We start from the raw sequence: 24,382 nt of genomic DNA on the forward strand, positions 1-24,382 counted from the left end.
CCATGGCGCATCTGCCGCTCGAGGGCCTGGTGGTCCTCGATTTCTCCACGCTGCTGCCCGGGCCGTTGGCGACGCTGATGCTTGCCGAGGCGGGGGCGGAGGTGATCAAGGTTGAGAAGCCGCAGGGGGACGACATGCGGCATTTCCCGCCGCGGCTCGGCGAGACCTCGGCGCCCTTTGCCGTCCTCAACGCAGGCAAGCGCAGCATCGCGCTCGACCTGAAGGATCCGGACCAGCGGGCGGCCCTGCGCCCCCTCATCGAGCGCGCCGACATCCTCGTCGAGCAGTTCCGCCCGGGCGTCATGGCGAAGCTGGGCCTTGGCTACGACGCGGTGCGGGCCATCAACCCGCGCATCATCTACTGCTCCATCACCGGCTTCGGGCAGGCGGGGCCACGCGCGCAGGAGGCAGGCCACGACCTCAACTATGCCGCCGTCTCCGGGTTGCTGTCGCTCAGCCCCGGCACCGCGGCGAGCCCGACGGTGCCGCCCATGCTGGCGGCCGACATCGGCGGGGGCTCGCTGCCAGCCGTGCTCAACATCCTCCTCGCCCTGCGCCGGCGCGACGCGACGGGAGAGGGCATGCACCTCGACATCGCCATGAGCGATGCGATGTTCACCTTCGCCTGGTACGGCCTCGCCCAGGGTCATGCCACAGGCCGTTTTCCGGGCGCGGGGGAGAATTTCCTTGCCGGCGGATCGCCGCGCTATGGTCTCTACGCCACGCGCGACGGGCGTTTCCTCGCAGTGGGGGCGCTGGAGGAGAAGTTTTGGGAGACGTTCTGCAGCGCGCTTGATCTGCCGGACGAACGGCGGGACGACGGACGCGATCCGGCGGCGACGCGTGCCGCCATCGCCGAGCGCATCGCTGCACGCGACGCGGACGAGTGGCACCGGCGCCTTGCGCCGCTCGACTGCTGCTGCACGGTGGTGGCGAGCCTCGACGAGGCGGTGCGCGACCCGCACTTTGCCGCGCGCGGGCTGATGGCAGCGGCCGCGCGGACGCCGGACGGCCGCGTCATTCCGCTTGCCGCCGTGCCCATCGACCCGCAGCTTCGCCGCGCCCGCGATGAGCCGCGCCCGGTGCCGGCGCTCAAGCCGCTGTCACAATAGCAGCGGATCGGCCGCCCCGGTGCGGGACATCAGCCGCGGCAGCCGCACGTGCGGGGCGAGCCCCTCGCGCATGACGAAGCGGCGCAGCGGCCCGATGAGGTCGAGGGCGATGAGCCCCGCCCCGCGCAGAAGGTCAGCAGGGAGGAAGTGAGCAAGCAGCGTCCGGTTCAGCGCGTCGACGCTTCTCGTTCGCATGCGCACGTCGAGCCGCCGTCCGCGCTCGTAGGGCGCGAGCGCCTCGGGGCTGCCGATGTCGAGGCCGCGCGTGCGCGCATCGATCACGGCATCGCGCAGGTTGGCAACGTCGCGTATGCCGAGGTTGAGGCCCTGCGCACCGATGGGTGGAAAGACGTGGGCCGCTTCGCCAGCGACGGCGATGCGGTTGCCCGTGAAGCGCGAGACCGCAAGACCGCTCATGGGCACGCTGCCGCGCCCGCCCTCAAGGCGCATGCGCCCCAGCATGGAGCGCGCCTGCCGTTCGACGGCGAGCGCGAAGCTCTCGTCGTCGAGCGCCGCCAGCCTCTCGGCCTCGTGCGGGCTGCACACCCACACGAGGCTGGAGCGCAGCCCTAGCAGCGGCACCAGCGTGAAGGGGCCCGAGCGGGTGTGGAACTCCGTCGACGTGTCGCGGTGGTCGCGGCTGTGCGAGAGGATCGCCGTCACCGCCGTCTGCGGATAGGACCATTCGCGCGTTTCGATGCCGGCGTCGGCCCGCATGCGCGAGTTGCGGCCGTCAGCGGCCACGACGAGCGGGGCCCTGAGGATGCTGCCGTCATCCAGACTGACCTCGGCGAGGTCGTGGCCCGCCGAGAAAGCAGTGGCCGAGGCCGCCACGCGGACCAGCTTCGCGGTCCTGTCGGCGAGGGCAGAGAGGGCGCTGACGAGCGTTGCGTTCTCGATGTTGTAGCCGAAGGCGTCGAGGCCGATCTCGCCGGCATTGAAGGTCACCGGCGGCGGGCGGAAGAGGTTGTCCGTCGCATCGACGAGGCGCATGTGCACCAGCGGCGCCGCCTGCATCTGCAGGCCGTGCCAGGCGCCGATGGCGTCGAGCAGGCGGATGGAGGGGTCGAACAGCGCCACCGTGCGGCCGTCGCGCGCCGTGCGCACCTCGCCGAGGAGCACGGTGCGCACGCCCTCCTGTGCCAGCGCGATGGCGAGGGCAAGGCCGGCCGGCCCGGCGCCCACGACGATGACCTCGGCATCCGCCACCGGTGCATTCCGCTTCGTCATCGCACACCTCCAGCTTCGCTGCGCGCTGCGCCGCCCATCGCCCCTTGGGCTACCGCAAGGCGGGCGCCGATGCCAGAGGCCGGGCTGCCGCAGGTCGGCGCCATTGGATTGTCGCAGGTTCCGGGCCATGCTCTGCTGCCCGACAATCGCGATTCAGACGGAGTTCCGGCGCATGTTCGAATGGGTGGCCAATCCCGCCGGCTGGGCGGCGCTCGTGACGCTCTCGGCCATGGAGATCGTGCTCGGCATCGACAACGTCGTGTTCATTTCCGTCCTGGTCTCGAAGCTGCCGAGCGACCAGGCAGAGCGGGCCCGGCGCATCGGGCTCCTGCTCGCGCTCGTGTTCCGCGTCGCGCTGCTCTTTGCGCTCACCGCCATCATGCGCATGACGGAGCCGGTCTTCACGATCCTCGGAAACGGGTTCTCCTGGCGCGACATCATCCTCATCGCCGGCGGTATCTTCCTCATCGGCAAGGCAACGCACGAGATCCACGACGAGATGGAGGGGCCGGACGAGAGCGAGCTGCGCGGCGCGGCGCCGGGCGCCTTCACGGCCGCCGTGGCGCAGATCACCGTCATCGACCTCGTCTTCTCGGTCGATTCCATCGTCACGGCCATCGGCATGGCGCAGGACGTGTCGATCATGATCATCGCCGTGATCATCGCCATGGCGGTGATGTATGCGGCCTCCGGCCCTGTCAGCCGCTTCATTTCCCATCATCCGACGACGAAGATGCTGGCGCTGTCCTTCCTTATCCTCATCGGCGTGTCGCTTGTGGCCGAGGGCGGGGACATCCACATCCCGCGCGGCTACATCTACTCGGCCATGGCCTTCGCCGCCGCGGTCGAGGCCATCAACGTCGTGGCTGGCCGCAGGCGGCGCAGGCGCTCCGAGGAGAGGGGCGAGGCCTGAATCAGGCGGCTGTGGCGAGCGCCCGGCTCGCCGCATCACGCGCAGCGGCGACGTTGGCCGCATAGCGCACCAGCGGCACCTTGAGCCCCTCGTGGGTCAACACCCGCCGGACGGCCGGGCTTGCACCGGTGATGTAGAGCTGGGCGCCGCGCCGCGTCGTCTCGTGCGCGATCGACAGCAGCGTTCGGGCGGCCGTGGAATCGGCGAAGGGCACCTTGGAGAGGTCCAGCACCAGCGCCTTGGGGCGGCTGCCGATGCGCTCCAGAACGGCGCCGACGTTGCCCGCCGCGCCGAAGAAGAGCGGGCCGGCAATGCTGTAGACGACGACGTCCGGGTTGGCGACGCGCTCCGTGTCATAAGCTTCCCGCGCGCCGGCGGGTGCGTCGGCCTCGTCGTCCATGCCGAGCGAGGCATGCCGCTCCACGGCGACCAGCTCGCCCATGCGGTGCATGAAGAGGAAGCTGCCGATGACGACGCCGACCACGATGCCCTCCGTCAGGTCGCGGAAGATGGTCAGCAGGAACGTGGCGAGCAGCACCACCGCCTCGCCGCGCGAGCGGGTGAGGATGGAGGCAAAGGCATGCCGCTCGGCCATGTTCCAGGCGACGACGGCGAGCACGGCGCCGAGCGCGGCCAGCGGCACATAGGCGGCCAGAGGTGCCGCGACGATCATGAACACGAGCAGGAACACCGCGTGCAGCATGCCGGAGACGGGGCCGACGGCCCCGGCGCGCACGTTGGTGGCGGTGCGGGCGATGGTGCCCGTCGCGGTGAGGCCGCCGAAGAGCGGGGAGGCGATGTTGGCGACGCCTTGCGCCACGAGCTCGCAGTTGGAGCGGTGGCGGCGCCCCGTCATGCCGTCGGCAACGACGGCCGACAGCAGCGACTCGATGCCGCCGAGGAGGGCGATGGCCAGCGCGTCCGGCAGGACCGCGATGACCTTGTCGAGTGTCATGTCCGGCAGGCTCGGTGCCGGCAGCCCACGCGGCACCTCGCCGAAGCGCGAGCCGATGGTCTCCACCGGCAGGCCGAAGGCCCAGGCGGCGAGCGTGGTGGCCGCCACGACAATGAGGAAGGCCGGCAACCGCGCGTCGATGCGGCGGATGAGAACGATGAGGCCGATCGAGACGAGGGCGAGCGCGATGGTCGCCCCGTTGGCGGTGTCGCGCGCCTCCCACAGCGCTGCGATCTTGGGCAGCAGGGCGGCCGGCTCGGGCCCGGACAGCGTCAGGCCGAGGAGCTCCTTGAACTGGCTCGCCATGATGATGACGGCGATGCCGGCGCTGAAGCCCACCGTGACCGGATGCGGAATGTACTTGATATAGGTCCCGAGTCTGAGGAACCCGATGAGGACGAGCACAAGGCCGGCGATCATCGTCGCGAGCAGGAAGCCGTCATAGCCGTGACGCTCGATGGTCGCCGCCACGAGGACGATGAAGGCACCGGCCGGCCCGCCGATCTGGAAGCGGCTGCCGCCGAGGGCGGAGATGAGGAAGCCGCCGACGATGGCGGTGGCAAGGCCCTTGTCCGGGCTCACCCCGCAGGCGATGGCGATGGCCATCGACAGGGGCAGGGCGACGATGGCGACCGTCAGACCCGCCAGCGCGTCGGCCCTGAGCTGCGGCAGGCCGTAGCCCTCGCGCAGCACCGTGACCAGTTTGGGCGTGAACAGTTCTCGCAGGCTGGGAGACGGTCGCGAAGACGGTCCAGGCTCGGTTTTTGCCTGCTGAAGCATGGGGTTTTGCCCTGACACAAATTACAAGCTGTATTTGTAGTATATAAGCCGGGAGCCGCATTGCCTACGACGGCATTGCATATCTAACATGCAATGCAACGAGAGGGACGAAGCCCGTGAAAGCAATTCGCATTCACCGCCACGGCGGGCCCGAGGTGCTCGCCTATGAGGACGTCGACATCGGTCAGCCCGGGCCGGGAGAGGTCCGGGTGCGCAACATGGCGATCGGCCTCAACTTCATTGACGTCTACTTCCGCACCGGGGTCTACAAGCCGCCGGCGCTGCCGTTCATCCCCGGCAACGAGGGGGCGGGCGAGGTGGTCGCGGTCGGCGAGGGCGTCGGCGATTTCGCCCCCGGTGACCGGGTGGCCTATGCGGCAACGCTCGGCTCCTATGCCGAGGAGCGAATCGTGCCGGCGCAGTTCCTGGTGCACCTGCCGGGTTCCATCGATTTCGAGACCGGCGCGGCCATGATGCTGAAGGGGCTGACGGCGCAATACCTGCTGCGCCGCACCTTCCGCGTCGAGGCTGGCCATACCATCCTCGTCCATGCGGCGGCGGGCGGCGTCGGCCTCATCCTCTGCCAGTGGGCGAAGCATCTCGGCGCCACCGTCATCGGCACGGTCGGCTCGCCGGAGAAGGCTGAGCTTGCGCGGCAGAATGGCTGCGACCATGTCATCGACTACCGCAAGGAGGATTTCGTCGCGCGGGTGAAGGAGATCACCGGCGGCGAGGGCTGCCACGTCGTCTACGACGGTGTCGGCAAGGCGACCTTCCCCGGCTCGCTCGACTGCCTGCGGCGCTTCGGCTATTTCGTCAGCTTCGGCAACGCCTCGGGCCCCATCGACGATTTCAACATCCTGCTGCTGTCCCAGAAGGGTTCGCTCTTCGCGACGCGGCCGACGCTGTTCTCGCATCTGGCGACGCACGAGGATGTGGTCGAGATGAGCAACGACCTCTTCCACGTGGTCGAGAGCGGCGCCGTCAAGATCCCGATCCATGCCCGTCTGCCGCTTTCCGAGGCGGCGGAGGCGCATCGCCGCCTCGAGGGGCGGCAGACGACCGGGGCAACGGTGCTGCTTCCCTGACGGCGGATCATTGGCACGGTTCCTGCCTCGGCAGGCGGGGCAAGACACGGGGCAGGGCGGCGTGACGGAGTTGAACGCAGCAGCGGAGGCGAGAGCGGAAGAGCCGCCGCTCATCGCCATGCACGGCATCACGAAGGTCTTCGGCTCGCTGGTGGCCAACGACCATATCGACCTCGCCATCCGCGCCGGCGAGATTCATGCCCTGCTCGGCGAGAACGGCGCCGGCAAGTCGACCCTCGTCAAGATCCTCTACGGCCTGCTGGAGCCGACGGAGGGGGAGATCCGCTGGCGCGGCGAGCCCGTGCGCCTTTCCGGGCCGCAGGCTGCCCGCGCGCTCGGCATCGGCATGGTCTTCCAGCACTTCTCCCTGTTCGAGAACCTCACGGTGGCGGAAAACATTGCCGCCGCCATGCCGCCGGAGATGTCGCTGGCCGAGGTCGCCGCGAAGGCGCGGGAGGTTTCCGGCCAGTACGGCCTGCCGGTCGACCTCGACCGACCCGTGTGGACGCTTTCGGCCGGCGAGCGCCAGCGCATCGAGATCATCCGCTGCCTCCTGCAGGACCCGCAGCTCATCGTCCTCGACGAGCCGACCTCGGTGCTGACGCCGCAGGAGGCCGAGCGGCTGTTTGTGACGCTGGAGCGGCTGGCGGCGAGCGGCTGCGCCATCCTCTACATCTCCCATCGTCTCGAGGAGGTGCGGCGGCTGTGCTCCTCGGCCACCATCCTGCGTGCCGGGCGTGTGGTCGCCACCATCGATCCGCGCGCCGTCAGCGCCCGCGAGATCGCGGGCCTCATGGTTGGCACCGCGCTGCACGACGTGGTCGCCCTGCGCGGCGCCGCGGAAGGGGCGCCGCGGCTCGTCGTGCGCGGCCTCTCACTGCCGCCGGAGGAGGCGCACGGCCAGACGCTGCGGGAAATTCACCTGACTGTGCGGGGCGGCGAGGTGCTCGGCATCGCCGGGGTTGCCGGCAACGGCCAGGGTGAGCTTTTCGCCGCCCTCTCCGGCGAGCGTCTTGCCGGGGCGCCGGAGGCCGTGGAGATTGATGGCCGGCCTGTCGGACATCTCGGCGTCACGGAGCGGCGCCGGCTCGGGGCCGCCTTCGTGCCGGAGGAGCGGCTCGGCCACGGCGCCGTGCCGGACCACCGCCTGGCGGAGAACACGCTGCTCTCCCGCCATGGCACCGGCGGCCTCGTCTCGCGCGGCTTCGTGCTCGCCGACGCGACCCGTGCGCTGGCCCAGCGCATCATCGAGACCTTCGACGTGCGCAAGGAAGGCACGGATCCGCGCGCGCGCACGCTCTCCGGCGGCAACCTGCAGAAGTTCGTCGTCGGCCGCGAGATCCTGCGCGAACCGGGCGTGCTCGTCGTCAACCAGCCCACGTGGGGCGTCGATGCGGGCGCGGCGGCGCTCATCCGCCAGGCGCTGGTGAACCTCGCCCGCCAGGGCAGCGCGGTGCTCGTCATCAGCCAGGATCTCGACGAGCTGTTCGAGATGGCCGATCGCATCGCCGTCATCCATGCGGGCGAGCTGAGCACGCCGAAACCGACCGGCGACCTCACCCGGGAGGCGGTCGGCCTGCTCATGACCGGCGCTGCTGCATCGAAGGGGACCGTTCATGCGCATTGAGCTGCAGCAACGCCAGGCGCCTTCCGCCGTCGCGCGGCTTCTGGCGCCCGTGCTGGCGCTTGCCGCCGCCTTCCTGCTTGGCGGAATCGTCGTCGCGGCCATGGGCCGCTCGCCGCTCGCCGCCCTCGACGTCTACGTTCTCCAGCCCCTGTCCGACCCGTGGGCGCTGCAGGAGATGGTGGTGAAGGCGACGCCGCTCGTGCTCATCGCCATCGGCCTGTCCTTCTGCTTCCGCGCCAACCTGTGGAACATCGGCGCCGAGGGCCAGTTCATCGTCGGCGCCATCTGCGGCAGCACCGTCGCACTCGCCACGCACGGCACGGACGCAGGGGCGTGGGTGCTGCCGGTCATGCTGGCGCTCGGCACGCTCGGCGGCATCGCCTGGGCGAGCGTGCCCGCCTTCCTGCGCGCACGCTTCGGCGTGAGCGAGATCCTGACGAGCCTCATGCTGGTCTACGTCGCAGAGCTCATCCTCGACTATCTGGTGCGTGGGCCGTGGCGCGACCCCAAGGGCTTCAACTTCCCCCAGTCCGTCACCTTCGATGACGCAGCGACGCTGCCCTTTCTGGCCGATGGCGGGCGCCTGCACATCGGTGTCCTCATGGCGGTGGTCGCCGTCGTCGTCGCCTTCGTGGTGATGGGTCACACCATCTTCGGATACCGGCTCAGGGTCACGGGCGAAGCGCCTCGTGCCGCTCGCTTTTCCGGGTTCAGCGAGCGGCGCACGACCTTCATCGTCTTTGCCATCTCTGGCGGCCTCGCCGGACTTGCCGGCATTGTCGAGGTTGCCGGGCAGATCGGCCAGCTCAAGCCGTCGATCTCACCGGGCTACGGCTTCACGGCGATCATCGTGGCCTTCCTCGGGCGTCTCAATCCCTTCGGAATCCTGCTCGCGGGCCTCGTCATGGCGCTGACCTTCATCGGCGGCGAGGCGGCGCAGATCACGCTGCGCCTGCCGTTTGATCTCACCCGCACCTTTCAGGGCATCCTGCTCTTCTGCGTGCTCGCGGCCGATGCGCTCGTCACCTATCGTGTGCGGCTCGTCCGCGGGGCGCCGGCACAGGCGGCCGGGAGGGCGGCATGACGATCGTCGAGGCCATCCTCCTTACCGTCGTCACGGCATCGACGCCGCTGCTCATTGCGGCGCTCGGGGAACTCGTCACGGAGCGGTCCGGCGTTCTCAACCTCGGCGTCGAGGGCATGATGGCGATGGGCGCCGCCTGCGGCTTCGCGGGGGCGATCCTGTTCGATTCGACCCTTGCCGGCGTCCTCTGCGGCATCCTGGCCGGCGTGGCGACCTCGGCGCTCTTCGCCTTCATCGTGCTCGGACTCGCCGCCAACCAGGTGGCCTCCGGCCTGGCGCTGACCATCCTCGGTCTCGGGCTCTCCGGCCTCATCGGTGCGCCCTTCATTGGCGCCCGGCGTGATCCCGTCGCCCATCTCAACATTCCGGGTCTCACCGACCTGCCGCTCGTCGGGCGCCTGTTCTTCGGCCAGGACGCCTTCGTCTACGCGTCGTTGCTGCTGTGCCTCGGCGTGGGCTGGTTCCTTTTCCGCACGCGCAAGGGGCTGCTCCTGCGCGCCGTGGGCGAGAACCAGGCCTCGGCCCATTCCCTTGGCCTGCCGGTGCTGCGCGTGCGCCTGCTCGCGATCCTCTTCGGCGGGGCCTGTGCCGGGCTGGCAGGAGCCTATCTCTCGCTCGTCTACACCCGCTTCTGGTCGCCGGGCATGACCTCCGGCCGCGGCTGGATCGCCGTAGCGCTCGTGGTCTTCGCCGCCTGGCGGCCGGGCTGGGCCTTCTTCGGCGCCTATCTCTTCGGCGCGGCGACGGTGCTGCAGCTCCACGCCCAGGCGGCGGCGATCGGCATCCCCGCCCAGGCGCTGTCGGCCCTGCCGTATGTCGCGACGATCGTCGCGCTCGTTGTGCTCTCGCTGGGCCGGCGACGCGACACGGGAGCGCCGGGCTCGCTCGGCATGCCTTTTGTGCCGGACCGGTAGCCTGCTAAGTTCGTCCGTCCCGCCGTGCCGGCGAGGGGACGTCGCAGGGGGCGGCGTCCCGCGGGGCGGAAAGAATAACAGCCCCCATCGAATGACAGGGACCCGCGATGAAGCGTTTACTCACCCATCTTCTGGCCACGGCGGCACTGGCGGCGGTCGCCAGCTCCGCGAGCGCACAGGACAAGCTCAAGGTCGGCTTCATCTATGTCGGGCCGGTCGGCGACCATGGCTGGAGCTACCAGCACGATGTCGGCCGCAAGGCCATCGAGGAGCAGCTCGGTGACAAGGTCGAGACGACCTACGTAGAGAGCGTGCCGGAGGCCGATTCCGAGCGCGCCATCGAGCAGCTCGCCCGCACCGGCCACAAGCTCATCTTCACCACCTCGTTCGGCTACATGGAGCCGACGCTGAAAGTGGCGAAGAAGTATCCGGATGTGAAGTTCGAGCACGCCACGGGCATCAAGCGCGCCGACAACGTCTCCACCTACGCGGCCAAGTTCCACGAAGGCCGCTATATTATCGGCCAGATCGCGGCCAAGATGTCGAAGACCGGCGTCATCGGCTATGTAGGCGCCTATCCGATCCCCGAGGTCGTCGCCGGCATCAACGCCTATTTCCTCGGTGCGCAGTCGGTGCGGCCGGACATCAAGATCAAGATTGTCTGGGCCAACTCCTGGTACGATCCGGGCAAGGAGGCTGATGCGGCCAAGGCGCTGCTCGACCAGGGCGTCGACGTGCTGGCGCAGCACACCGACAGCCCGGCGCCCCTGCAGGCGGCCGAGGCGCGCGGCCTCTACGGCTTCGGCCAGGCGTCTGACATGATCCGGTTCGCGCCCAAGACGCAGCTCACCGCCATCGTCGACAACTGGGGCGACTATTACGTTCAGCGCACCAAGGCCGTGCTCGACGGCACCTGGAAGTCCCAGGACGTCTGGGGCGGCCTTGACTCCGGCATGGTGAAGATGGCGCCCTACACCAACATGCCGGACGACGTGAAGAAGATGGCAGAGGAGACGGAGGAGGCCATCCGCTCCGGCAAGCTCAACCCCTTCAAGTGCCCCGTCTTCAAGCAGGACGGCACCGAGGTGGAGTGCGGCGGCGGCACGGCGCTGTCCGACGAGCAGATCCTCGGCATGAACTTCTACGTCAAGGGCATCGAGGACAAGCTGCCGCAGTAAGCGGAACCAGCTGTTTGCACGACGAACGGCCGGCGCGGTGGCGCCGGCCGTCTTGTTTTTGGAGCAGCGTCATCGCCTTTACCGCCGCCCGGAGCGGCGGCCGGCAAGCGGTCGAACGCGGCGGCCGGCGCGCCGAGGCGCCTTGCCGGGCGTCCGGTACCCAGGCTGCCGCATGGACCTTTCCCGCCGTCAGGTCGGCGGATGCGGCCTCGCGGAGCCGTGGCAAAGGGGACGGGGCCGCGCGCCTTGCCGGGGCAAAAAGAAAAAAGAACAGCCGGGGCCCGAAAGCCCCGGCTGCTGCTTCCCGAAAGACGCGGCGGCGAGCGCCGCCTGCGGACATCAGACCGAGTAGTACATCTCGAACTCGACCGGATGCGGGGTGTGCTCGAAGCGGATCACCTCCTGCATCTTGAGCTCGATGTAGGCGTCGATGAAGTCGTCGTTGAAGACGCCGCCGGCCTTCAGGAAGGCGCGGTCCTTGTCGAGGGCCTGCAGGGCCTCGCGCAGGCTGGCCGATACGGTCGGAATCTTCTTCAGCTCACGCGGCGGCAGGTCGTAGAGATCCTTGTCCATGGCCGCGCCGGGATCGATCTTGTTCAGGATGCCGTCGAGGCCGGCCATGAGCAGGGCCGCGAAGCCGAGGTAGGGGTTCGCGGTCGGGTCGGGGAAGCGCACCTCGACGCGCTTGGCCTTGGGCGAGTTCGTCCACGGAATGCGGCAGGAGGCCGAGCGGTTGCGCGACGAATAGGCGAGCAGCACCGGCGCCTCGAAGCCCGGGACCAGACGCTTGTAGGAGTTGGTCGAGGGGTTCGTGAAGGCGTTGATGGCCTTGGCGTGCTTGATGATGCCGCCGATGTACCACAGGCACTCCTGGCTGAGGTCAGCATACTTGTTGCCGGCGAAAAGCGGCTTGCCGCCCTTCCAGATCGACTGGTGCACGTGCATGCCCGAGCCGTTGTCGCCATAGACGGGCTTCGGCATGAAGGTGGCCGTCTTGCCGTAGCTCTGGGCGACGTTGTGGATGCAGTACTTGTAGATCTGCATCTGGTCGGCCATGCGCGTCAGCGTGTCGAACTTCATGCCGAGCTCGTGCTGCGCCGAGGCGACCTCGTGGTGGTGCTTCTCGCCCTTGACGCCCATGGACGCCATGGCCGCGAGCATCTCACCGCGCATGTCCTGTCCGGAGTCCAGCGGCGGGACCGGGAAGTAGCCGCCCTTGGTCGGGATGCGGTGGCCGAGATTGCCGCCCTCGTACTCGGTGTCGCCGTTGATCGGCAGCTCGGCGGCATCGAGCTTGAAGCCCGTGTTGTAGGGGGTGGCGGAGAACTTGACGTCATCGAAGACGAAGAACTCGGCCTCGGGGCCGACGTAGATGGTGTCGCCGATGCCGGTCGACTGCAGGAACGCTTCGGCCTTCTTGGCGATGCCGCGCGGGTCGCGGTTGTAGGCTTCGCCCGTCGTGGGCTCGAGAACGTCGCAGACGATGGAGAGCGTCGCGGCCGAGAAGAAGGGATCGACGGTGGCCGTGGACGGATCCGGCATCAGCAGCATGTCGGACTCGTTGATGGCCTTCCAGCCCGCGATCGAAGAGCCGTCGAACATCGTGCCTTCGGCGAAGAAATCTTCGTCGATCATCGACACATCGAAGGTGACGTGCTGCCACTTGCCACGCGGATCGGTAAAGCGGAGGTCGACATACTTGATGTCTTCATCCTTGATCAGCTTGAGCACGTCCTTAGCGCTCTTCATCATTATCATCCTCTAGTGGAACTGGCCGTCAGCGGCCCGTGGGGTGGCGTTGGTCGGATCAAATCGCGTCCATGCCGGTCTCGCCGGTGCGGATGCGGATGACCTCCTCGACCGTGGATACAAAAATCTTGCCATCTCCGATCCGACCCGTCTGGGCCGCCTTCCGGATGGCCTCGACCGCCCGGTCGACCATCTCGTCGGCGAGCACGATCTCGATCTTCACCTTGGGCAGGAAGTCGACGACGTACTCGGCGCCGCGATAGAGCTCGGTATGGCCCTTCTGGCGCCCGAAACCCTTGGCCTCAATGACGGTGATACCCTGCAGGCCGACGTCCTGAAGCGCTTCCTTCACCTCGTCGAGCTTGAAGGGTTTGATGATCGCTTCGATCTTCTTCATGCCGTGCAGCCTCCGCAGGATCAGTCAGTGCAAACAGCTCGTCTGGCTCTTACCATCAAAGACGATCGGCCGGCCATGGGGAAGTGGCCGATACCTGCCGCGCAATGTTGCAGTCGCGCGAGATATGGAGGCGAAAAATTGTGCAGATGCCTAATTTTTCATCTTCTTTTCTGGGCGGATGGGCGATGTGGCGGCGGAGTGCACGATGCTTGAGCTTCTGACCTGTTCCGAGATGGCCGCGGCGGATGGGCGCACCATCGCCGGCGGCACGCCGGGCATCGTGCTGATGGAGCGAGCAGGGCAAGCGGTGGCCGAGCGCGTGCTCGCCCGTGCCTCCGGGCGGCTGCGCGTCGCCGTCCTGTGCGGCCCCGGCAACAACGGAGGGGACGGCTATGTCGTCGCGCGCCTCCTGGCCAAGTCCGGGCATGATGTCGCCGTGCATGCCCTTGTCCCGCCCGATCGGCTGAGGGGCGACGCCGCCGAGGCGGCGCGCGGCTGGGCGGGCGCGGTCCTGCCGCTCGAAGGCTGGACAGCCGACGGCTTCGACGTCGTCGTCGACGCCATCTTCGGCGCCGGGCTCGCGCGCGACATTGCGGCGCCCGTCGACTCCGTGATCGCGGCGGTCAACGAAAGCCGGGCCCATGTCGTGGCGGTCGACGTGCCCTCGGGAATCGACGGCGACACCGGCGCCGTGCGCGGCTGCGCCGTCGAGGCCGATGAGACCGTCACCTTCGCGCGGCGCAAGCCCGGCCATCTCCTGCTGCCGGGGCGGATGCACTGCGGCCGGGTGCATGTCGCGGACATCGGCATCACTGACGCGACGGTGGCCGATCTCGGCGTGCGCACCGCCGCCAACGCCCCCGGCCTCTGGAGCGACATGCTGCCGCGGCCGGACGCCGCCGGCCACAAGTACAAGCGCGGCCATCTCGTCGTCGCCTCGGGCGGGCCATCGCGGACGGGGGCCGCGCGCCTTGCCGCCCGCGCCGGGCTGAGAGCGGGGGCCGGGCTCGTCACGGTCGCTTCGCCGCCTGATGCCGTTGCCATCAATGCGGCGCAGCTCACCGCCGTCATGGTCCGCCCCGTCGATGGCGCCGAGGGGCTCGCGGACATCCTCGGCGATGCGCGTTTCAATGCCCTCGTGCTCGGGCCGGCGCTCGGTGTCGGCGAGGAGACGCGCCGCATGGTCGAGGTGGCCGCCGCTGCGCAGCGTCACCTCGTGCTCGATGCGGATGCGCTGACGAGCTTCGCGGGCAATCTCGCCGGCCTGTGGCAGATGGTGACTTCCGCAGTGCCGTCCGGCGTCGTGCTGACGCCGCATGAAGGGGAGTTTTCCCGGCTGTTCGGCGAGGCGGAGGGCGTGGCACAGGCGCGCTCCAAGCTCGAGCGGGCCCGCGCCGCGGCCGCCGCAAGCGGAGCCGTCGTCGTGCTCAAGGGGCCGGATACGGTGATCGCTGCGCCGGACGGGCGCGCCGCCATCAATGAAAATGCGCCCCCGTGGCTTGCGACAGCCGGCACGGGCGATGTGCTCGCCGGCATCATCGGTGGCCTCATGGCGCAGGAGATGCCCGCCTTCGCCGCCGCCTGCGCCGGCGTGTGGATGCACGGAGCGGCCGCTGCCGCCTTCGGACCCGGCCTCATCGCCGAGGATCTGCCGGAGATGCTCCCGCGCGTCTGGCGGGAGCTGCTCGAGCTTTTGTTTTCAACAGGAAACTAAGATTTCCTGAATCGGATTCTCATGTCACCTCGTACCAGGCAGCGAGGCCGGCCGCCAGCTTGTCGAGGACGGCGGAGCCGATCAGCCAGCGCCCCGGCCTTTCGGCGACGAAGGCAATCCGCACTGTGCGCCCTTGCGGGACGGCGAAGGTGTCGACCCAGTAGGGCTCCCACCCGTCGTCGAGCGGGTGCAGCAGTCGCACGGAATGGCCGTGCATATGCAGTATCTGCACATGATTGGTCTCGTTGGTGAAGGCCAGCACGGCCGGCTTGCCGCGCGGGATGCGCAGCAGCGGCTCTCGCTGGTCGGGAAAGGCGGCGCCGTTGATCTGCCAGATGCGTGTGGCATCGATCCCGGCCGTCGGGTTGGTCGGGTCAAGCCCGCCGCTGATCTTCGCGTCGGCGCGCCGTGCTGCCGCAAGGTCGATCGCCACGGGCATGTCGGGCGCGGGCAGGGCCGGTGGCGGAGCATCCGCATGCGGCGATGTGGAGGCGCCCGCCGAGAAGGCGAGGAGCGGCTCCGCTTGCTGTCCGAGAAGGTGGCGGATCACTGCCCCTTCGCGCGGGGTCACGACGACATCAAGGCGCCCCCCCGGCAACAGCGGCAACGCTCCACGCGCCGGGGCGAAGGGTTCCGTGGCAATGCTGTCGACGGCGATGACCATTGTGTCCATGGCATCGAAGCGCAGAATGAATCGGCGCGCCGTGGCAGTGTTGACGAGGCGCAGCCGGGCACGGCCGCGCCGGGGCAGCGTGATGGTCTGCAGTGTCGCGGCGGAGGCCTCGGTGCCGTTCACCGTCACCCAGTTCCCGAGCTGGCCGGCGGCGCCGGCTTCCTCCACCGTGCCCGCCCGCAGGGCACCACTCGGATCGAGTGCCCAGTCGGACAGGATGATCGTCACGTCCTCGTCCACGGCGAGCGGCTGCGGCTCCGGGACGACGAGCGTGCCGTAGAGGCCACGCGCCGTCTGCTCGGCGGCATAGGCGAGGGAACCCGGACGCAGGAGGAAGATGCCCGGCCGGCCGGGCGCCAGGGTGATCGTGCGCTCCTCGCCCGACGGCACGGCCTCGCCGGCGAGCGGCACAGCCCCGTCGAGCACATTGTCGACGGGAAGGCCGAGGATGTGCATGGAGACCGGCTGCGGCAGCCGGTTGGCGAGCTGGAGGGCGAGCGGCTGACCGAGGCGGGCTTGCAGCCGCGCCCCGGCTGCATCGCCCGTGAAGCTCCACAGCTCGGCGGTTCCCGGCGCCTTGGGATGGAGCCGCACCTTCGCCGGGGCGGCGTCGAGGCGGACAGTCCCGGGGGCAACCTCTCCGGCGGCCGTCTGGGCGCCGGCCGGGCCCGCGGTGCCAACAAGGAGTGCGAACCCGCCCAGTCCCTTGACGAACGAGCGGCGGGTTGCCGACGCGATCAGGGGGGACCGGCGAGGGAGCGTCTTTCCGTCTGAGTAAGCCATGGCGATCGCCACACTGTAGGAGACCCCCCGATCTGCCGCGGGGCCCGGGCTCGAACGCAGCAGAACCGGCCGCGGTCCGGATACTGCGTGTAGGCGCCCCGCAACGCGTGGCACAAGAGGCAGGGGCGTCATTTTTTTGCTGCATCACGCTTCTGTCATGATATAGAGCCCCGTCCCGGAAGGGGTCTCGCCGCAGGGCGAGGCTCCGGTTGCGGGCGTGGCGGAATTGGTAGACGCGCTGGATTTAGGTTCCAGTGACGAGCAAGTCGTGGGGGTTCGAGGCCCTCCGCCCGCACCAAGCGCCTTGGTGGGGTTCGGCGTGCCGGCCCTTGTGATGAATCATTCAGAGCGAACGGAATAGAGCTGTTAAGATGCAGGCGACGCAAACCCTGTCCGAGGGGCTCAAACGCGAGTTCAAGGTGGTCGTGCCGGCCGCTGATCTGGAATCGAAGCTCACGGGCGAGCTGGCCGGACTGAAAGATCGTGTCCGCATCAACGGCTTCCGCCCGGGCAAGGTGCCGCTGTCGTACCTGCGCCGGCTCTACGGCCGCGCCGTGATGGCGGACGTGGTGCAGAATGCCGTCAACGACGCCAATCGCCGGATCATCGAGGAGCACTCGCTGAAGCTCGCCCAGGAGCCTCAGGTCACGTTCCCCGAGGACAAGGCCGAGATCGAGGCCGTGATGGAAGCGAAGGCAGATCTCGCTTTCACCGTCGCGCTCGAGGTCCTGCCTCAGATCGAGATCAAGGATCACTCCGGCATCGAGCTGACCAAGGAGGTCGCCGAGGTCGGTGAAGCCGACATCAATGAGGCCCTGGAGCGGATGGCCAAGCAGAACCGCAGCTTCTCGCCGAAGGACGGCGCTGCGGAGGCCGGCGACCGCGTGACTGTTGACTTCGTCGGCACCATCGACGGCAAGCCCTTCGAGGGCGGCAAGGCCGAGGACATCAAGGTCGAGATCGGCTCGAACTCCTTCATCCCGGGCTTCGAGGACCAGCTCGTCGGCGCCAAGGCCGGCGAGGAGCGCACGGTCAATGTCACCTTCCCCGAGAACTACCTGGCGCCGAACCTCGCCGGCAAGGCTGCGTCCTTCGCCGTCAAGGTCAAGGCCGTCGAGTCTCCCGATCCGCTCAAGATCGACGACGAGCTCGCCAAGGGCTTCGGCATGGAGTCGCTCGAGAAGCTGAAGGACGCGCTGCGTGAGGCGATCGGCCGCGACTTCGCCGCTCAGTCCCGCCGCAAACTGAAGCGCCTCCTTCTCGACGCGCTCGACGAACAGTACGACTTCGAGCTGCCCCCGAGCCTCGTCGAGCAGGAGTTCGCCGGCGTGTGGGCCCAGGTCGAGGCCGAGATGAAGCAGTCCGGCAAGACCTTCGCCGATGAGGACACGACCGAGGAGGAAGCGCGGGCCGAGTACCGCCGCATCGCCGAGCGTCGGGTGCGCCTCGGTCTGGTCCTTGCGGAAATCGGCGAGAAGGCCGATGTAAGGATCACGGACGACGAGGTGACGCAGGCCGTCATCGAGCGCGCCCGCCAGTTCCCCGGCCAGGAAAAGGCCGTGTGGGACTACTACCGCAAGAACCCGCAGGCGCTTGCCGAGATCCGGGCCCCGATCTTCGAGGAGAAGGTGGTCGACCACCTCCTCGGCCAGGTCAAGGTGACGGAAAAGACGGTGTCGCGCGGGGTTCTGTTCTCGGATGACGAGGACGGCGAGGCTGGCGCGGACGAGGGCAAGAAGGCCAAGAAGGCCTCGAAGTCCAAGAAGAAGGCGTAACAGGCTATCCTGCGGGCGATTCGCAGCAGGATCGCCCGCAGGGTCGGTTCACGACCGCGGGCAATCGGAACCGACGAGGACGACGATGCGAGATCCGTTAGAGGTCTACAACAACACGCTCGTGCCCATGGTGGTGGAGCAGTCCAACCGCGGCGAGCGTGCATTCGATATCTACTCCCGCCTCCTGCGCGAGCGAATCATTTTCCTCACCGGGCCGGTGGAGGACTACTCGGCCTCGCTCATCGTGGCGCAGCTCCTGTTCCTCGAAGCGGAGAACCCGAAGAAGGAGATCTCCTTCTACATCAACTCGCCGGGCGGAGTGGTGACGTCGGGGCTGTCCATCTACGACACAATGCAGTTCATCCGCTGTCCCGTTTCGACGCTGTGCATCGGCCAGGCGGCCTCGATGGGCTCGCTGCTGCTGGCCGCCGGCGAGCCCGGGCAGCGTTTCGCGCTGCCGAACGCCCGCATCATGGTGCACCAGCCGTCAGGCGGCTTCCAGGGCCAGGCGACGGACATCCTCATCCACGCGCGCGAGATCGAGGCGCTGAAGCGTCGCCTCAACGAGATCTACGTGAAGCACACGGGCAAGGATCTCGCCTCCATCGAGCAGGCTCTCGAGCGTGACTTCTTCATGACTGCCGACGCGGCCCGCGACTTCGGCATCATCGACCAGGTGCTGACGTCGCGACCGGAGGTCGCAGCCTGAGACCGTATCCCCGGAACAGGGCGGGGGGACGGACGTCGGTGACGGCGTGCCGTCCCATTTCTGTTGATCGGCTTGCGGCACCATGATTGCATGGTAGCCGTCGTCGAATGAATCGGCGCGGTGGCGCCGGGCGGAGATCGCGGATTACCCTTTCTTAGATCAACGCCTATATGAAGATGTGATGACGCTCGTATCGCGTGGTGCGACACGGGCGGATCGAGCGGAGACGGACCATGAGCAAGACCAGCGGTGGCGACGCCAAGAGCACGCTCTACTGCTCATTTTGCGGCAAGAGCCAGCACGAGGTCCGCAAGCTCATCGCTGGACCGACCGTGTTCATCTGCGACGAGTGTGTGGAACTGTGCATGGACATCATCCGCGAGGAGTCGAAGTCCTCGCTGGTGAAATCCCGCGACGGCGTGCCGACGCCGAAGGAGATCAGCAAGGTGCTGGACGACTACGTCATCGGCCAGGACCACGCCAAGAAGGTGCTTTCCGTCGCGGTGCACAACCACTACAAGCGCCTGGCGCACGCCTCGAAGCACAACGACGTCGAGCTGGCAAAGTCGAACATCCTGCTTGTCGGCCCCACGGGCTCCGGCAAGACGCTGCTCGCCCAGACCTTGGCGCGTATCCTCGATGTGCCCTTCACGATGGCCGACGCCACCACGCTGACCGAGGCCGGCTACGTGGGCGAGGATGTCGAGAACATCATCCTCAAGCTGCTGCAGGCCTCCGACTACAATGTCGAGCGCGCCCAGCGCGGCATCGTCTACATCGACGAGATCGACAAGATCTCCCGCAAGTCCGACAATCCGTCGATCACGCGCGACGTGTCGGGCGAGGGTGTGCAGCAGGCGCTTCTGAAGATCATGGAAGGCACCATCGCCTCGGTGCCTCCTCAGGGCGGGCGCAAGCACCCGCAGCAGGAGTTTCTGCAGGTCGACACCACCAACATCCTCTTCATCTGCGGCGGCGCCTTCGCCGGCCTCGAGCGCATCATCAGCGCCCGCGGCAAGGGCACGTCGATCGGCTTCAGCGCCAACGTGCAGGCCCCGGACGATCGCCGGACGGGCGAGATCTTCCGTGAGGTCGAGCCTGAGGATCTGCTGAAGTTCGGTCTCATCCCCGAGTTCGTCGGCCGCCTGCCGGTCATCGCGACGCTCGAGGACCTCGACGAGACGGCGCTGGTGCGGATCCTCACGGAGCCGAAGAATGCGCTGGTGAAGCAGTACCAGCGGCTTTTCGACATGGAGAACGTCGAGCTCACCTTCTCGGACGAGGCGCTCCAGCTCATTGCCCGGAAGGCCATCGAGCGCAAGACGGGCGCCCGCGGCCTGCGGTCGATCATGGAGAGCATCCTGCTCGACACGATGTACGACCTGCCGAGCCTCGAGGGCGTCGAGCAGGTTGTCATCAGCCCCGAGGTGGTCGAGGGTAAGGCCAAGCCGCTGTTCATCTATGCGGATCGACAGGCCGAAACGAGCGCCAGTGCGTGACAGACGTTTTCTCGCCGGGCGTTTGGAGCGGGGACGATGCCCCTTTCGGGATATCACCCCGCTTCGTTTCTTGAAACCTGCGATGCGGCACGCCACCTTATTGCCAACACCAGCTGCCGGCATGCTCTTGGAAGAGGTGCCGGCAAGGTGTGTCGGGGCAGCCGCAGCGGCGGTGAGCGCTCCCGACAATCCGTCCACTGTCGGCCCATAGGGGCGGGGGTGGGCGCAATGGAAAGGAACTGAGGGCTATGACGAACTCCAAGCCCCGTCAGCCGGCCATTCCGGGCACTGTTGCCGTCTACCCGGTCTTGCCACTGCGCGACATCGTCGTCTTTCCGCACATGATCGTGCCGCTCTTTGTCGGCCGGGAGAAGTCGATCCGCGCCCTCGAGGAAGTGGTCAAGAACGACGGGCACATCCTGCTCGCAACGCAGATCAACGCTTCGGATGACGATCCGGCGACGGATGCAATCTACCAGGTCGGCACTGTGGCCAGTGTCCTGCAGCTTCTCAAGCTGCCCGACGGCACCGTGAAGGTGCTCGTCGAGGGGGCCGGCCGTGCCAAGGTGCGTCAGTACACGCGTAGCGACGACTATTACGAGGCCGAGGCGGAGGTACTCGCCGAATCCGCCGGCAATCCGGTGGAGACGGAGGCGCTCGCGCGCTCCGTGGTCTCGGAGTTCGAGAATTACGTCAAGCTGAACAAGAAGGTTTCGCCCGAGGTCGTCTCTGCGGTGACGCAGATCGACGATCCGTCGAAGCTCGCCGACACGGTTGCGTCGCATCTTGCGGTGAAGATCGCCGACAAGCAGTCGATCCTCGAGACGACCTCCGTGTCCGACAGGCTCGAGAAGGTTCTCGGCCTGATGGAGAGCGAGATCTCCGTCCTGCAGGTGGAAAAGCGCATCCGCACGCGCGTCAAGCGCCAGATGGAGAAGACGCAGCGCGAGTACTACCTCAACGAGCAGATGAAGGCGATCCAGAAGGAGCTCGGCGACGAGGACGGGCGCGACGAGATCGCCGAACTGGAAGAGCGCATCGAGAAGACAAAGCTGACGAAGGAGGCGCGCGAAAAGGCGCAGAGCGAGCTCAAGAAGCTGCGCCAGATGTCTCCCATGTCGGCCGAGGCGACGGTGGTGCGCAACTACCTTGACTGGCTGCTCGGCATCCCGTGGGGCAAGCGCTCGCGCGTCAAGAAGGATCTCAACCTGGCGCAGGAGATCCTCGATGCCGATCACTTCGGCCTCGACAAGGTCAAGGAGCGCATCATCGAGTATCTGGCCGTCCAGCAGCGCGCCAACAAGCTGACGGGCCCGATCCTGTGTCTCGTCGGCCCGCCCGGCGTCGGCAAGACCTCGCTCGGCAAGTCCATCGCCAAGGCGACGGGGCGCGAGTTCGTGCGCATGTCGCTCGGCGGCGTGCGTGACGAGGCGGAGATCCGCGGCCACCGGCGCACCTACATCGGCTCGCTGCCCGGCAAGATCATCCAGTCGATGCGGAAGGCCAAGACGACCAACCCGCTTATCCTGCTCGACGAGATCGACAAGTTGGGTATGGACTTCCGCGGCGACCCGGCCTCGGCCCTGCTGGAGGTGCTGGATCCTGAGCAGAACTCCACGTTCAACGACCATTACCTCGAGGTCGACTACGACCTGTCGAACGTGATGTTCGTGACGACGGCGAACACGCTCAACATTCCGCCGGCCCTGCTCGACCGTATGGAGGTGATCCGCATCGCCGGCTACACGGAAGAGGAGAAGGCCGAGATCGCCCGCCGGCATCTCATTCCCAACGCCATCGCCAAGCATGGCCTGCAGCCGAAGGAATGGGAGATCGACGACGCGGGTCTGCTCACCCTCATCCGCCGCTACACGCGCGAGGCGGGGGTGCGCAACCTCGAGCGCGAGATCGCCAACCTCATCCGCAAGGCGGTGAAGGAGATCATCCTCACCAAGAAGAAGAAGATCACCGTCACCGCCGACAACATCGCCGACTATCTCGGCGTGCCGAAGTACCGGTACGGCGAGATCGAGGCGGAGGACCAGGTCGGCACCGTCACGGGCCTCGCCTGGACAGAGGTTGGCGGCGAGCTGCTGACGATCGAAGGCATCATGATGCCCGGCAAGGGCAAGATGACCGTCACCGGCAACCTGCGGGACGTGATGAAGGAATCGATCTCGGCGGCGGCGTCCTACGTCCGCTCGCGTGCGGTCGACTTCGGCATCGAGCCGCCGCTGTTCGAGAAGCGTGACATCCACGTGCATGTTCCCGAGGGGGCGACCCCGAAGGATGGCCCGTCCGCCGGCATCGCCATGGCAACCGCCATCGTCTCGACGCTTACGGGCATTCCGGTGCGTCGCGACGTCGCCATGACGGGCGAGGTCACGCTGCGCGGTCGGGTGCTGCCGATCGGCGGCCTCAAGGAGAAGCTCCTTGCCGCCCTGCGCGGTGGCATCAAGAAGGTGCTGATCCCCGAGGACAACGCCAAGGATCTGGCGGAAATTCCGGCCTCGGTGAAGAACGGCCTCGAGATCGTGCCCGTGTCGCGGATGGAGCAGGTGCTCGCTCACGCGCTGGTGCGCCAGCCCGAGCCGATTGTCTGGGAAGAGGAGCCAGTGTCCAGCAAGAGTACCGTCGCCTCTGGCGAAGAGGACGGCGCCGGCCTCGTGGCACACTGATCACGCTTCTCGCGCATGAGATGGAAGAGGCGGGACCATCGGTCCCGCCTTTTTCGCAAAGGGCCCTGATTCGCTTGCTGGGCTTGAAAAAGCCGGCCGCGGGCCTTCCGGATCGGTCCGAGGCACCTTCACGGCGTCCGAAGGGTGCTTTTTTGTGGTTTTGCGGGCTGTAAGCGTTGCATTTATTGGGATTCTGCGGCATCGGGGTTTGGCGTGCCGCTGCTGCTGCGGGCGGACGTGTCCGCGTCGGATGGCGCGCTTTCGGTTCGCAGCTGTGATGGCGCGAATGCAAGGAGGACAGCATGAACAAAGGTGAACTCGTCTCGGCCGTCGCCGAGAAGGCGGGCCTCACGAAGACCCAGGCCAGCGAGGCGATCGACGCGGCGATTGACGCCATCACGGAAGCCCTCAAGAAGGGCGATGAAGTGAAGCTGGTCGGGTTCGGCACCTTTGCGGTCGCCGATCGTGCGGCCGGTACGGCGCGCAATCCGCGTACGGGCGAGACGATCCCCGTGCCGGCGTCCAAGGCGCCCAAGTTCAAGGCCGGCGCCGCTCTCAAGGACGCGGTCAACGGCAAGTGATGTTGCGGGGGCGAGCCGACCGCACGAGGCCGTTTCGTCGTCCGTTCGTGGACGGAGCCAGGGCCCTTGCGAGAGGCCCGGCTCGCCCCTAAACACTTCCAGAATGATGGGCGGTTAGCTCAGTCGGTAGAGCATCTCGTTTACACCGAGAGGGTCGGCGGTTCGAGCCCGTCACCGCCCACCAAGAATTCCTCCCGATCAATCATTGGGCTGGTGGCCTGAACGGCAGCCGCATCGGTGGGAAATGTAGTGGGCAGGGAACATGCACCCGCCGCGTGGCGCCCTCAGGTGTCTAGCACCTCCAGGGACCGAGAGCGTGGGCGGTTTGAGCCCCTCACCAGCCCCAAGGACCCTCGCCGGTTCCCGTATCGACCTTTCCGTCCCGCCGCCGGCTGCCCGGATTCCGTGCGGGAATCGATTTCCCAGCCGATCCTTCCGCCCGGTGTTGTCGCCGGCCATCCGGGCCGGAATGATATATCTGCCGGCGTTCGCTCCGGCCCATTGAACGGGACGCCAGGGCTCCCCACATTCTCGATGCGGTGCTTTGTGACCTCCGCTGCGAGCCCTGATCGTATCCATGCCCCCCAGGAATGCGGTCGGGGCTTCGCTATGTCCGTACCGATGGGCTGATCTGCGCCGCATCGGGATTCGCTTCCCTCCTTCGCACCTTCGTAGCGGCCGGATTCGCGTCCGGAAAACGACGCAGTTCTTGGTTTCCGGCCGTGAGAGCCGGGGAGGGGGCGCATTTGCCGCGAGTCGGGCCGATTCCAGGGCGGTGAATCGCCCGGTCGGCGTCGGCGACGGAAGATGCATTCCACGTTTGCCGTCACCTTTTCGCTGTCCACAGGCGCGAGCGGCTGTTTCTCTGCTTTTTTCACAGACGAGGCCAAGTGCGCTTGACAGCAGAAGGGGCGGGTCGTAAGTCAGCGCCACCACAGCGAAC

18 protein-coding genes and 2 tRNA genes are annotated in these 24,382 nt (G+C 67.5%); 15 read left to right on the top strand and 5 right to left on the bottom strand.

The genetic code is table 11. From position 1 onward, the window contains the following. The first annotated feature begins 2 nt into the window (after positions 1-2). Complete coding sequence (locus HNQ73_RS15245) at positions 3-1,112, top strand: CaiB/BaiF CoA transferase family protein (RefSeq protein ID WP_183335768.1); 1,110 nt, start codon at positions 3-5, stop codon at positions 1,110-1,112. Here the strand turns inward: HNQ73_RS15245 and HNQ73_RS15250 are convergent. Continuing rightward, positions 1,104-2,342: a UbiH/UbiF family hydroxylase gene (locus HNQ73_RS15250; RefSeq protein WP_183335770.1), complete on the bottom strand. Its 1,239-nt coding sequence runs from the start codon at positions 2,340-2,342 to the stop codon at positions 1,104-1,106. The genes HNQ73_RS15245 and HNQ73_RS15250 overlap by 9 nt on opposite strands. Positions 2,343-2,514: 172 nt before the next feature. On the opposite strand from HNQ73_RS15250, the gene HNQ73_RS15255 reads away from it, so the two are divergent. Further along, entirely contained in the window at positions 2,515-3,255 is a 741-nt protein-coding gene (locus tag HNQ73_RS15255; RefSeq protein WP_183335772.1) for a TerC family protein, read from the top strand. Between the two features lies 1 nt (position 3,256). On the opposite strand, the gene HNQ73_RS15260 is transcribed toward HNQ73_RS15255, so the two are convergent. After that, positions 3,257-4,990 (bottom strand): SulP family inorganic anion transporter, encoded by a 1,734-nt coding sequence (locus tag HNQ73_RS15260; protein WP_210305314.1) that lies wholly within the window; start codon positions 4,988-4,990, stop codon positions 3,257-3,259. 116 nt (positions 4,991-5,106) lie between these two features. Between HNQ73_RS15260 and HNQ73_RS15265 the strand changes: the two genes are divergently transcribed. From HNQ73_RS15265 to HNQ73_RS15285, 5 genes are all read left to right on the top strand, one after another. After that, positions 5,107-6,078, top strand: coding sequence for a quinone oxidoreductase family protein (locus HNQ73_RS15265; RefSeq protein WP_183335774.1), 972 nt, complete (start codon positions 5,107-5,109; stop codon positions 6,076-6,078). A 118-nt stretch (positions 6,079-6,196) separates the two neighbouring features. Continuing rightward, positions 6,197-7,705, top strand: a complete 1,509-nt coding sequence (locus HNQ73_RS15270; protein ID WP_183335962.1) for an ABC transporter ATP-binding protein — start codon at positions 6,197-6,199, stop codon at positions 7,703-7,705. After that, positions 7,695-8,789, top strand: coding sequence for an ABC transporter permease (locus tag HNQ73_RS15275; RefSeq protein WP_183335776.1), 1,095 nt, complete (start codon positions 7,695-7,697; stop codon positions 8,787-8,789). The genes HNQ73_RS15270 and HNQ73_RS15275 overlap by 11 nt, the downstream gene beginning before the upstream one ends. After that, positions 8,786-9,703, top strand: a complete 918-nt coding sequence (locus tag HNQ73_RS15280; RefSeq protein ID WP_183335778.1) for an ABC transporter permease — start codon at positions 8,786-8,788, stop codon at positions 9,701-9,703. Before HNQ73_RS15275 ends, HNQ73_RS15280 begins: the two co-directional genes overlap by 4 nt. A gap of 107 nt (positions 9,704-9,810) precedes the next feature. Beyond that, positions 9,811-10,881, top strand: coding sequence for a BMP family ABC transporter substrate-binding protein (locus tag HNQ73_RS15285; RefSeq protein WP_183335780.1), 1,071 nt, complete (start codon positions 9,811-9,813; stop codon positions 10,879-10,881). Between the two features lie 339 nt (positions 10,882-11,220). On the opposite strand, the gene glnA is transcribed toward HNQ73_RS15285, so the two are convergent. Both glnA and HNQ73_RS15295 read right to left on the bottom strand, forming a co-directional pair. Beyond that, the gene (gene glnA, locus HNQ73_RS15290; protein WP_183335964.1) at positions 11,221-12,630 is read right to left on the bottom strand and encodes a type I glutamate--ammonia ligase; all 1,410 of its coding nucleotides are present in this window, start codon (positions 12,628-12,630) and stop codon (positions 11,221-11,223) included. A 58-nt stretch (positions 12,631-12,688) separates the two neighbouring features. Further along, entirely contained in the window at positions 12,689-13,027 is a 339-nt protein-coding gene (locus HNQ73_RS15295) for a P-II family nitrogen regulator (RefSeq protein WP_183335782.1), read from the bottom strand. A gap of 205 nt (positions 13,028-13,232) precedes the next feature. Between HNQ73_RS15295 and HNQ73_RS15300 the strand changes: the two genes are divergently transcribed. Next, positions 13,233-14,741 (top strand): NAD(P)H-hydrate dehydratase, encoded by a 1,509-nt coding sequence (locus HNQ73_RS15300; RefSeq protein WP_183335784.1) that lies wholly within the window; start codon positions 13,233-13,235, stop codon positions 14,739-14,741. Positions 14,742-14,760: 19 nt separating this feature from the next. Here HNQ73_RS15300 and HNQ73_RS15305 read toward each other — a convergent pair whose 3' ends face one another. Further along, positions 14,761-16,197: a multicopper oxidase family protein gene (locus HNQ73_RS15305; protein ID WP_183335786.1), complete on the bottom strand. Its 1,437-nt coding sequence runs from the start codon at positions 16,195-16,197 to the stop codon at positions 14,761-14,763. Between the two features lie 211 nt (positions 16,198-16,408). Here HNQ73_RS15305 and HNQ73_RS15310 point away from each other — a divergent pair. The 7 genes from HNQ73_RS15310 to HNQ73_RS15340 all read left to right on the top strand — a co-directional run bounded on the left by HNQ73_RS15310 (position 16,409) and on the right by HNQ73_RS15340 (position 23,623). Continuing rightward, positions 16,409-16,495: transfer RNA gene (locus HNQ73_RS15310), tRNA-Leu, on the top strand. A 73-nt stretch (positions 16,496-16,568) separates the two neighbouring features. After that, positions 16,569-17,972, top strand: coding sequence for a trigger factor (gene tig / locus HNQ73_RS15315; protein WP_183335794.1), 1,404 nt, complete (start codon positions 16,569-16,571; stop codon positions 17,970-17,972). Between the two features lie 85 nt (positions 17,973-18,057). Next, positions 18,058-18,681, top strand: a complete 624-nt coding sequence (locus HNQ73_RS15320) for an ATP-dependent Clp protease proteolytic subunit (protein ID WP_183335795.1) — start codon at positions 18,058-18,060, stop codon at positions 18,679-18,681. A 233-nt stretch (positions 18,682-18,914) separates the two neighbouring features. Next, the gene (gene clpX / locus HNQ73_RS15325; RefSeq protein ID WP_183335797.1) at positions 18,915-20,180 is read left to right on the top strand and encodes an ATP-dependent Clp protease ATP-binding subunit ClpX; all 1,266 of its coding nucleotides are present in this window, start codon (positions 18,915-18,917) and stop codon (positions 20,178-20,180) included. Between the two features lie 248 nt (positions 20,181-20,428). Continuing rightward, entirely contained in the window at positions 20,429-22,858 is a 2,430-nt protein-coding gene (lon, locus tag HNQ73_RS15330) for an endopeptidase La (protein WP_183335799.1), read from the top strand. Between the two features lie 302 nt (positions 22,859-23,160). Continuing rightward, the gene (locus HNQ73_RS15335; RefSeq protein ID WP_183335801.1) at positions 23,161-23,439 is read left to right on the top strand and encodes an HU family DNA-binding protein; all 279 of its coding nucleotides are present in this window, start codon (positions 23,161-23,163) and stop codon (positions 23,437-23,439) included. 108 nt (positions 23,440-23,547) lie between these two features. Then, a tRNA-Val gene (locus HNQ73_RS15340) sits at positions 23,548-23,623 on the top strand. Positions 23,624-24,382: the final 759 nt, after the last annotated feature.

It is taken from the genome of Chelatococcus composti (genome assembly GCF_014201415.1).
Taxonomy (GTDB): Bacteria; Pseudomonadota; Alphaproteobacteria; order Rhizobiales; family Beijerinckiaceae; genus Chelatococcus_A; species Chelatococcus_A composti.

Coding starts and splice junctions, on each gene's coding strand:
- clpX (WP_183335797.1), top strand. CDS start 18,915: ATGAGCAAGACCAGCGGTGGCGACGCCAAGAGCACGCTCTACTGCTCA.
- HNQ73_RS15245 (WP_183335768.1), top strand. CDS start 3: ATGGCGCATCTGCCGCTCGAGGGCCTGGTGGTCCTCGATTTCTCCACG.
- HNQ73_RS15255 (WP_183335772.1), top strand. CDS start 2,515: ATGTTCGAATGGGTGGCCAATCCCGCCGGCTGGGCGGCGCTCGTGACG.
- HNQ73_RS15335 (WP_183335801.1), top strand. CDS start 23,161: ATGAACAAAGGTGAACTCGTCTCGGCCGTCGCCGAGAAGGCGGGCCTC.
- tig (WP_183335794.1), top strand. CDS start 16,569: ATGCAGGCGACGCAAACCCTGTCCGAGGGGCTCAAACGCGAGTTCAAG.
- HNQ73_RS15275 (WP_183335776.1), top strand. CDS start 7,695: ATGCGCATTGAGCTGCAGCAACGCCAGGCGCCTTCCGCCGTCGCGCGG.
- HNQ73_RS15250 (WP_183335770.1), bottom strand. CDS start 2,342: ATGACGAAGCGGAATGCACCGGTGGCGGATGCCGAGGTCATCGTCGTG.
- HNQ73_RS15305 (WP_183335786.1), bottom strand. CDS start 16,197: ATGGCTTACTCAGACGGAAAGACGCTCCCTCGCCGGTCCCCCCTGATC.
- lon (WP_183335799.1), top strand. CDS start 20,429: ATGACGAACTCCAAGCCCCGTCAGCCGGCCATTCCGGGCACTGTTGCC.
- HNQ73_RS15270 (WP_183335962.1), top strand. CDS start 6,197: ATGCACGGCATCACGAAGGTCTTCGGCTCGCTGGTGGCCAACGACCAT.
- HNQ73_RS15260 (WP_210305314.1), bottom strand. CDS start 4,990: ATGCTTCAGCAGGCAAAAACCGAGCCTGGACCGTCTTCGCGACCGTCT.
- glnA (WP_183335964.1), bottom strand. CDS start 12,630: ATGAAGAGCGCTAAGGACGTGCTCAAGCTGATCAAGGATGAAGACATC.
- HNQ73_RS15320 (WP_183335795.1), top strand. CDS start 18,058: ATGCGAGATCCGTTAGAGGTCTACAACAACACGCTCGTGCCCATGGTG.
- HNQ73_RS15285 (WP_183335780.1), top strand. CDS start 9,811: ATGAAGCGTTTACTCACCCATCTTCTGGCCACGGCGGCACTGGCGGCG.
- HNQ73_RS15300 (WP_183335784.1), top strand. CDS start 13,233: ATGCTTGAGCTTCTGACCTGTTCCGAGATGGCCGCGGCGGATGGGCGC.
- HNQ73_RS15280 (WP_183335778.1), top strand. CDS start 8,786: ATGACGATCGTCGAGGCCATCCTCCTTACCGTCGTCACGGCATCGACG.
- HNQ73_RS15295 (WP_183335782.1), bottom strand. CDS start 13,027: ATGAAGAAGATCGAAGCGATCATCAAACCCTTCAAGCTCGACGAGGTG.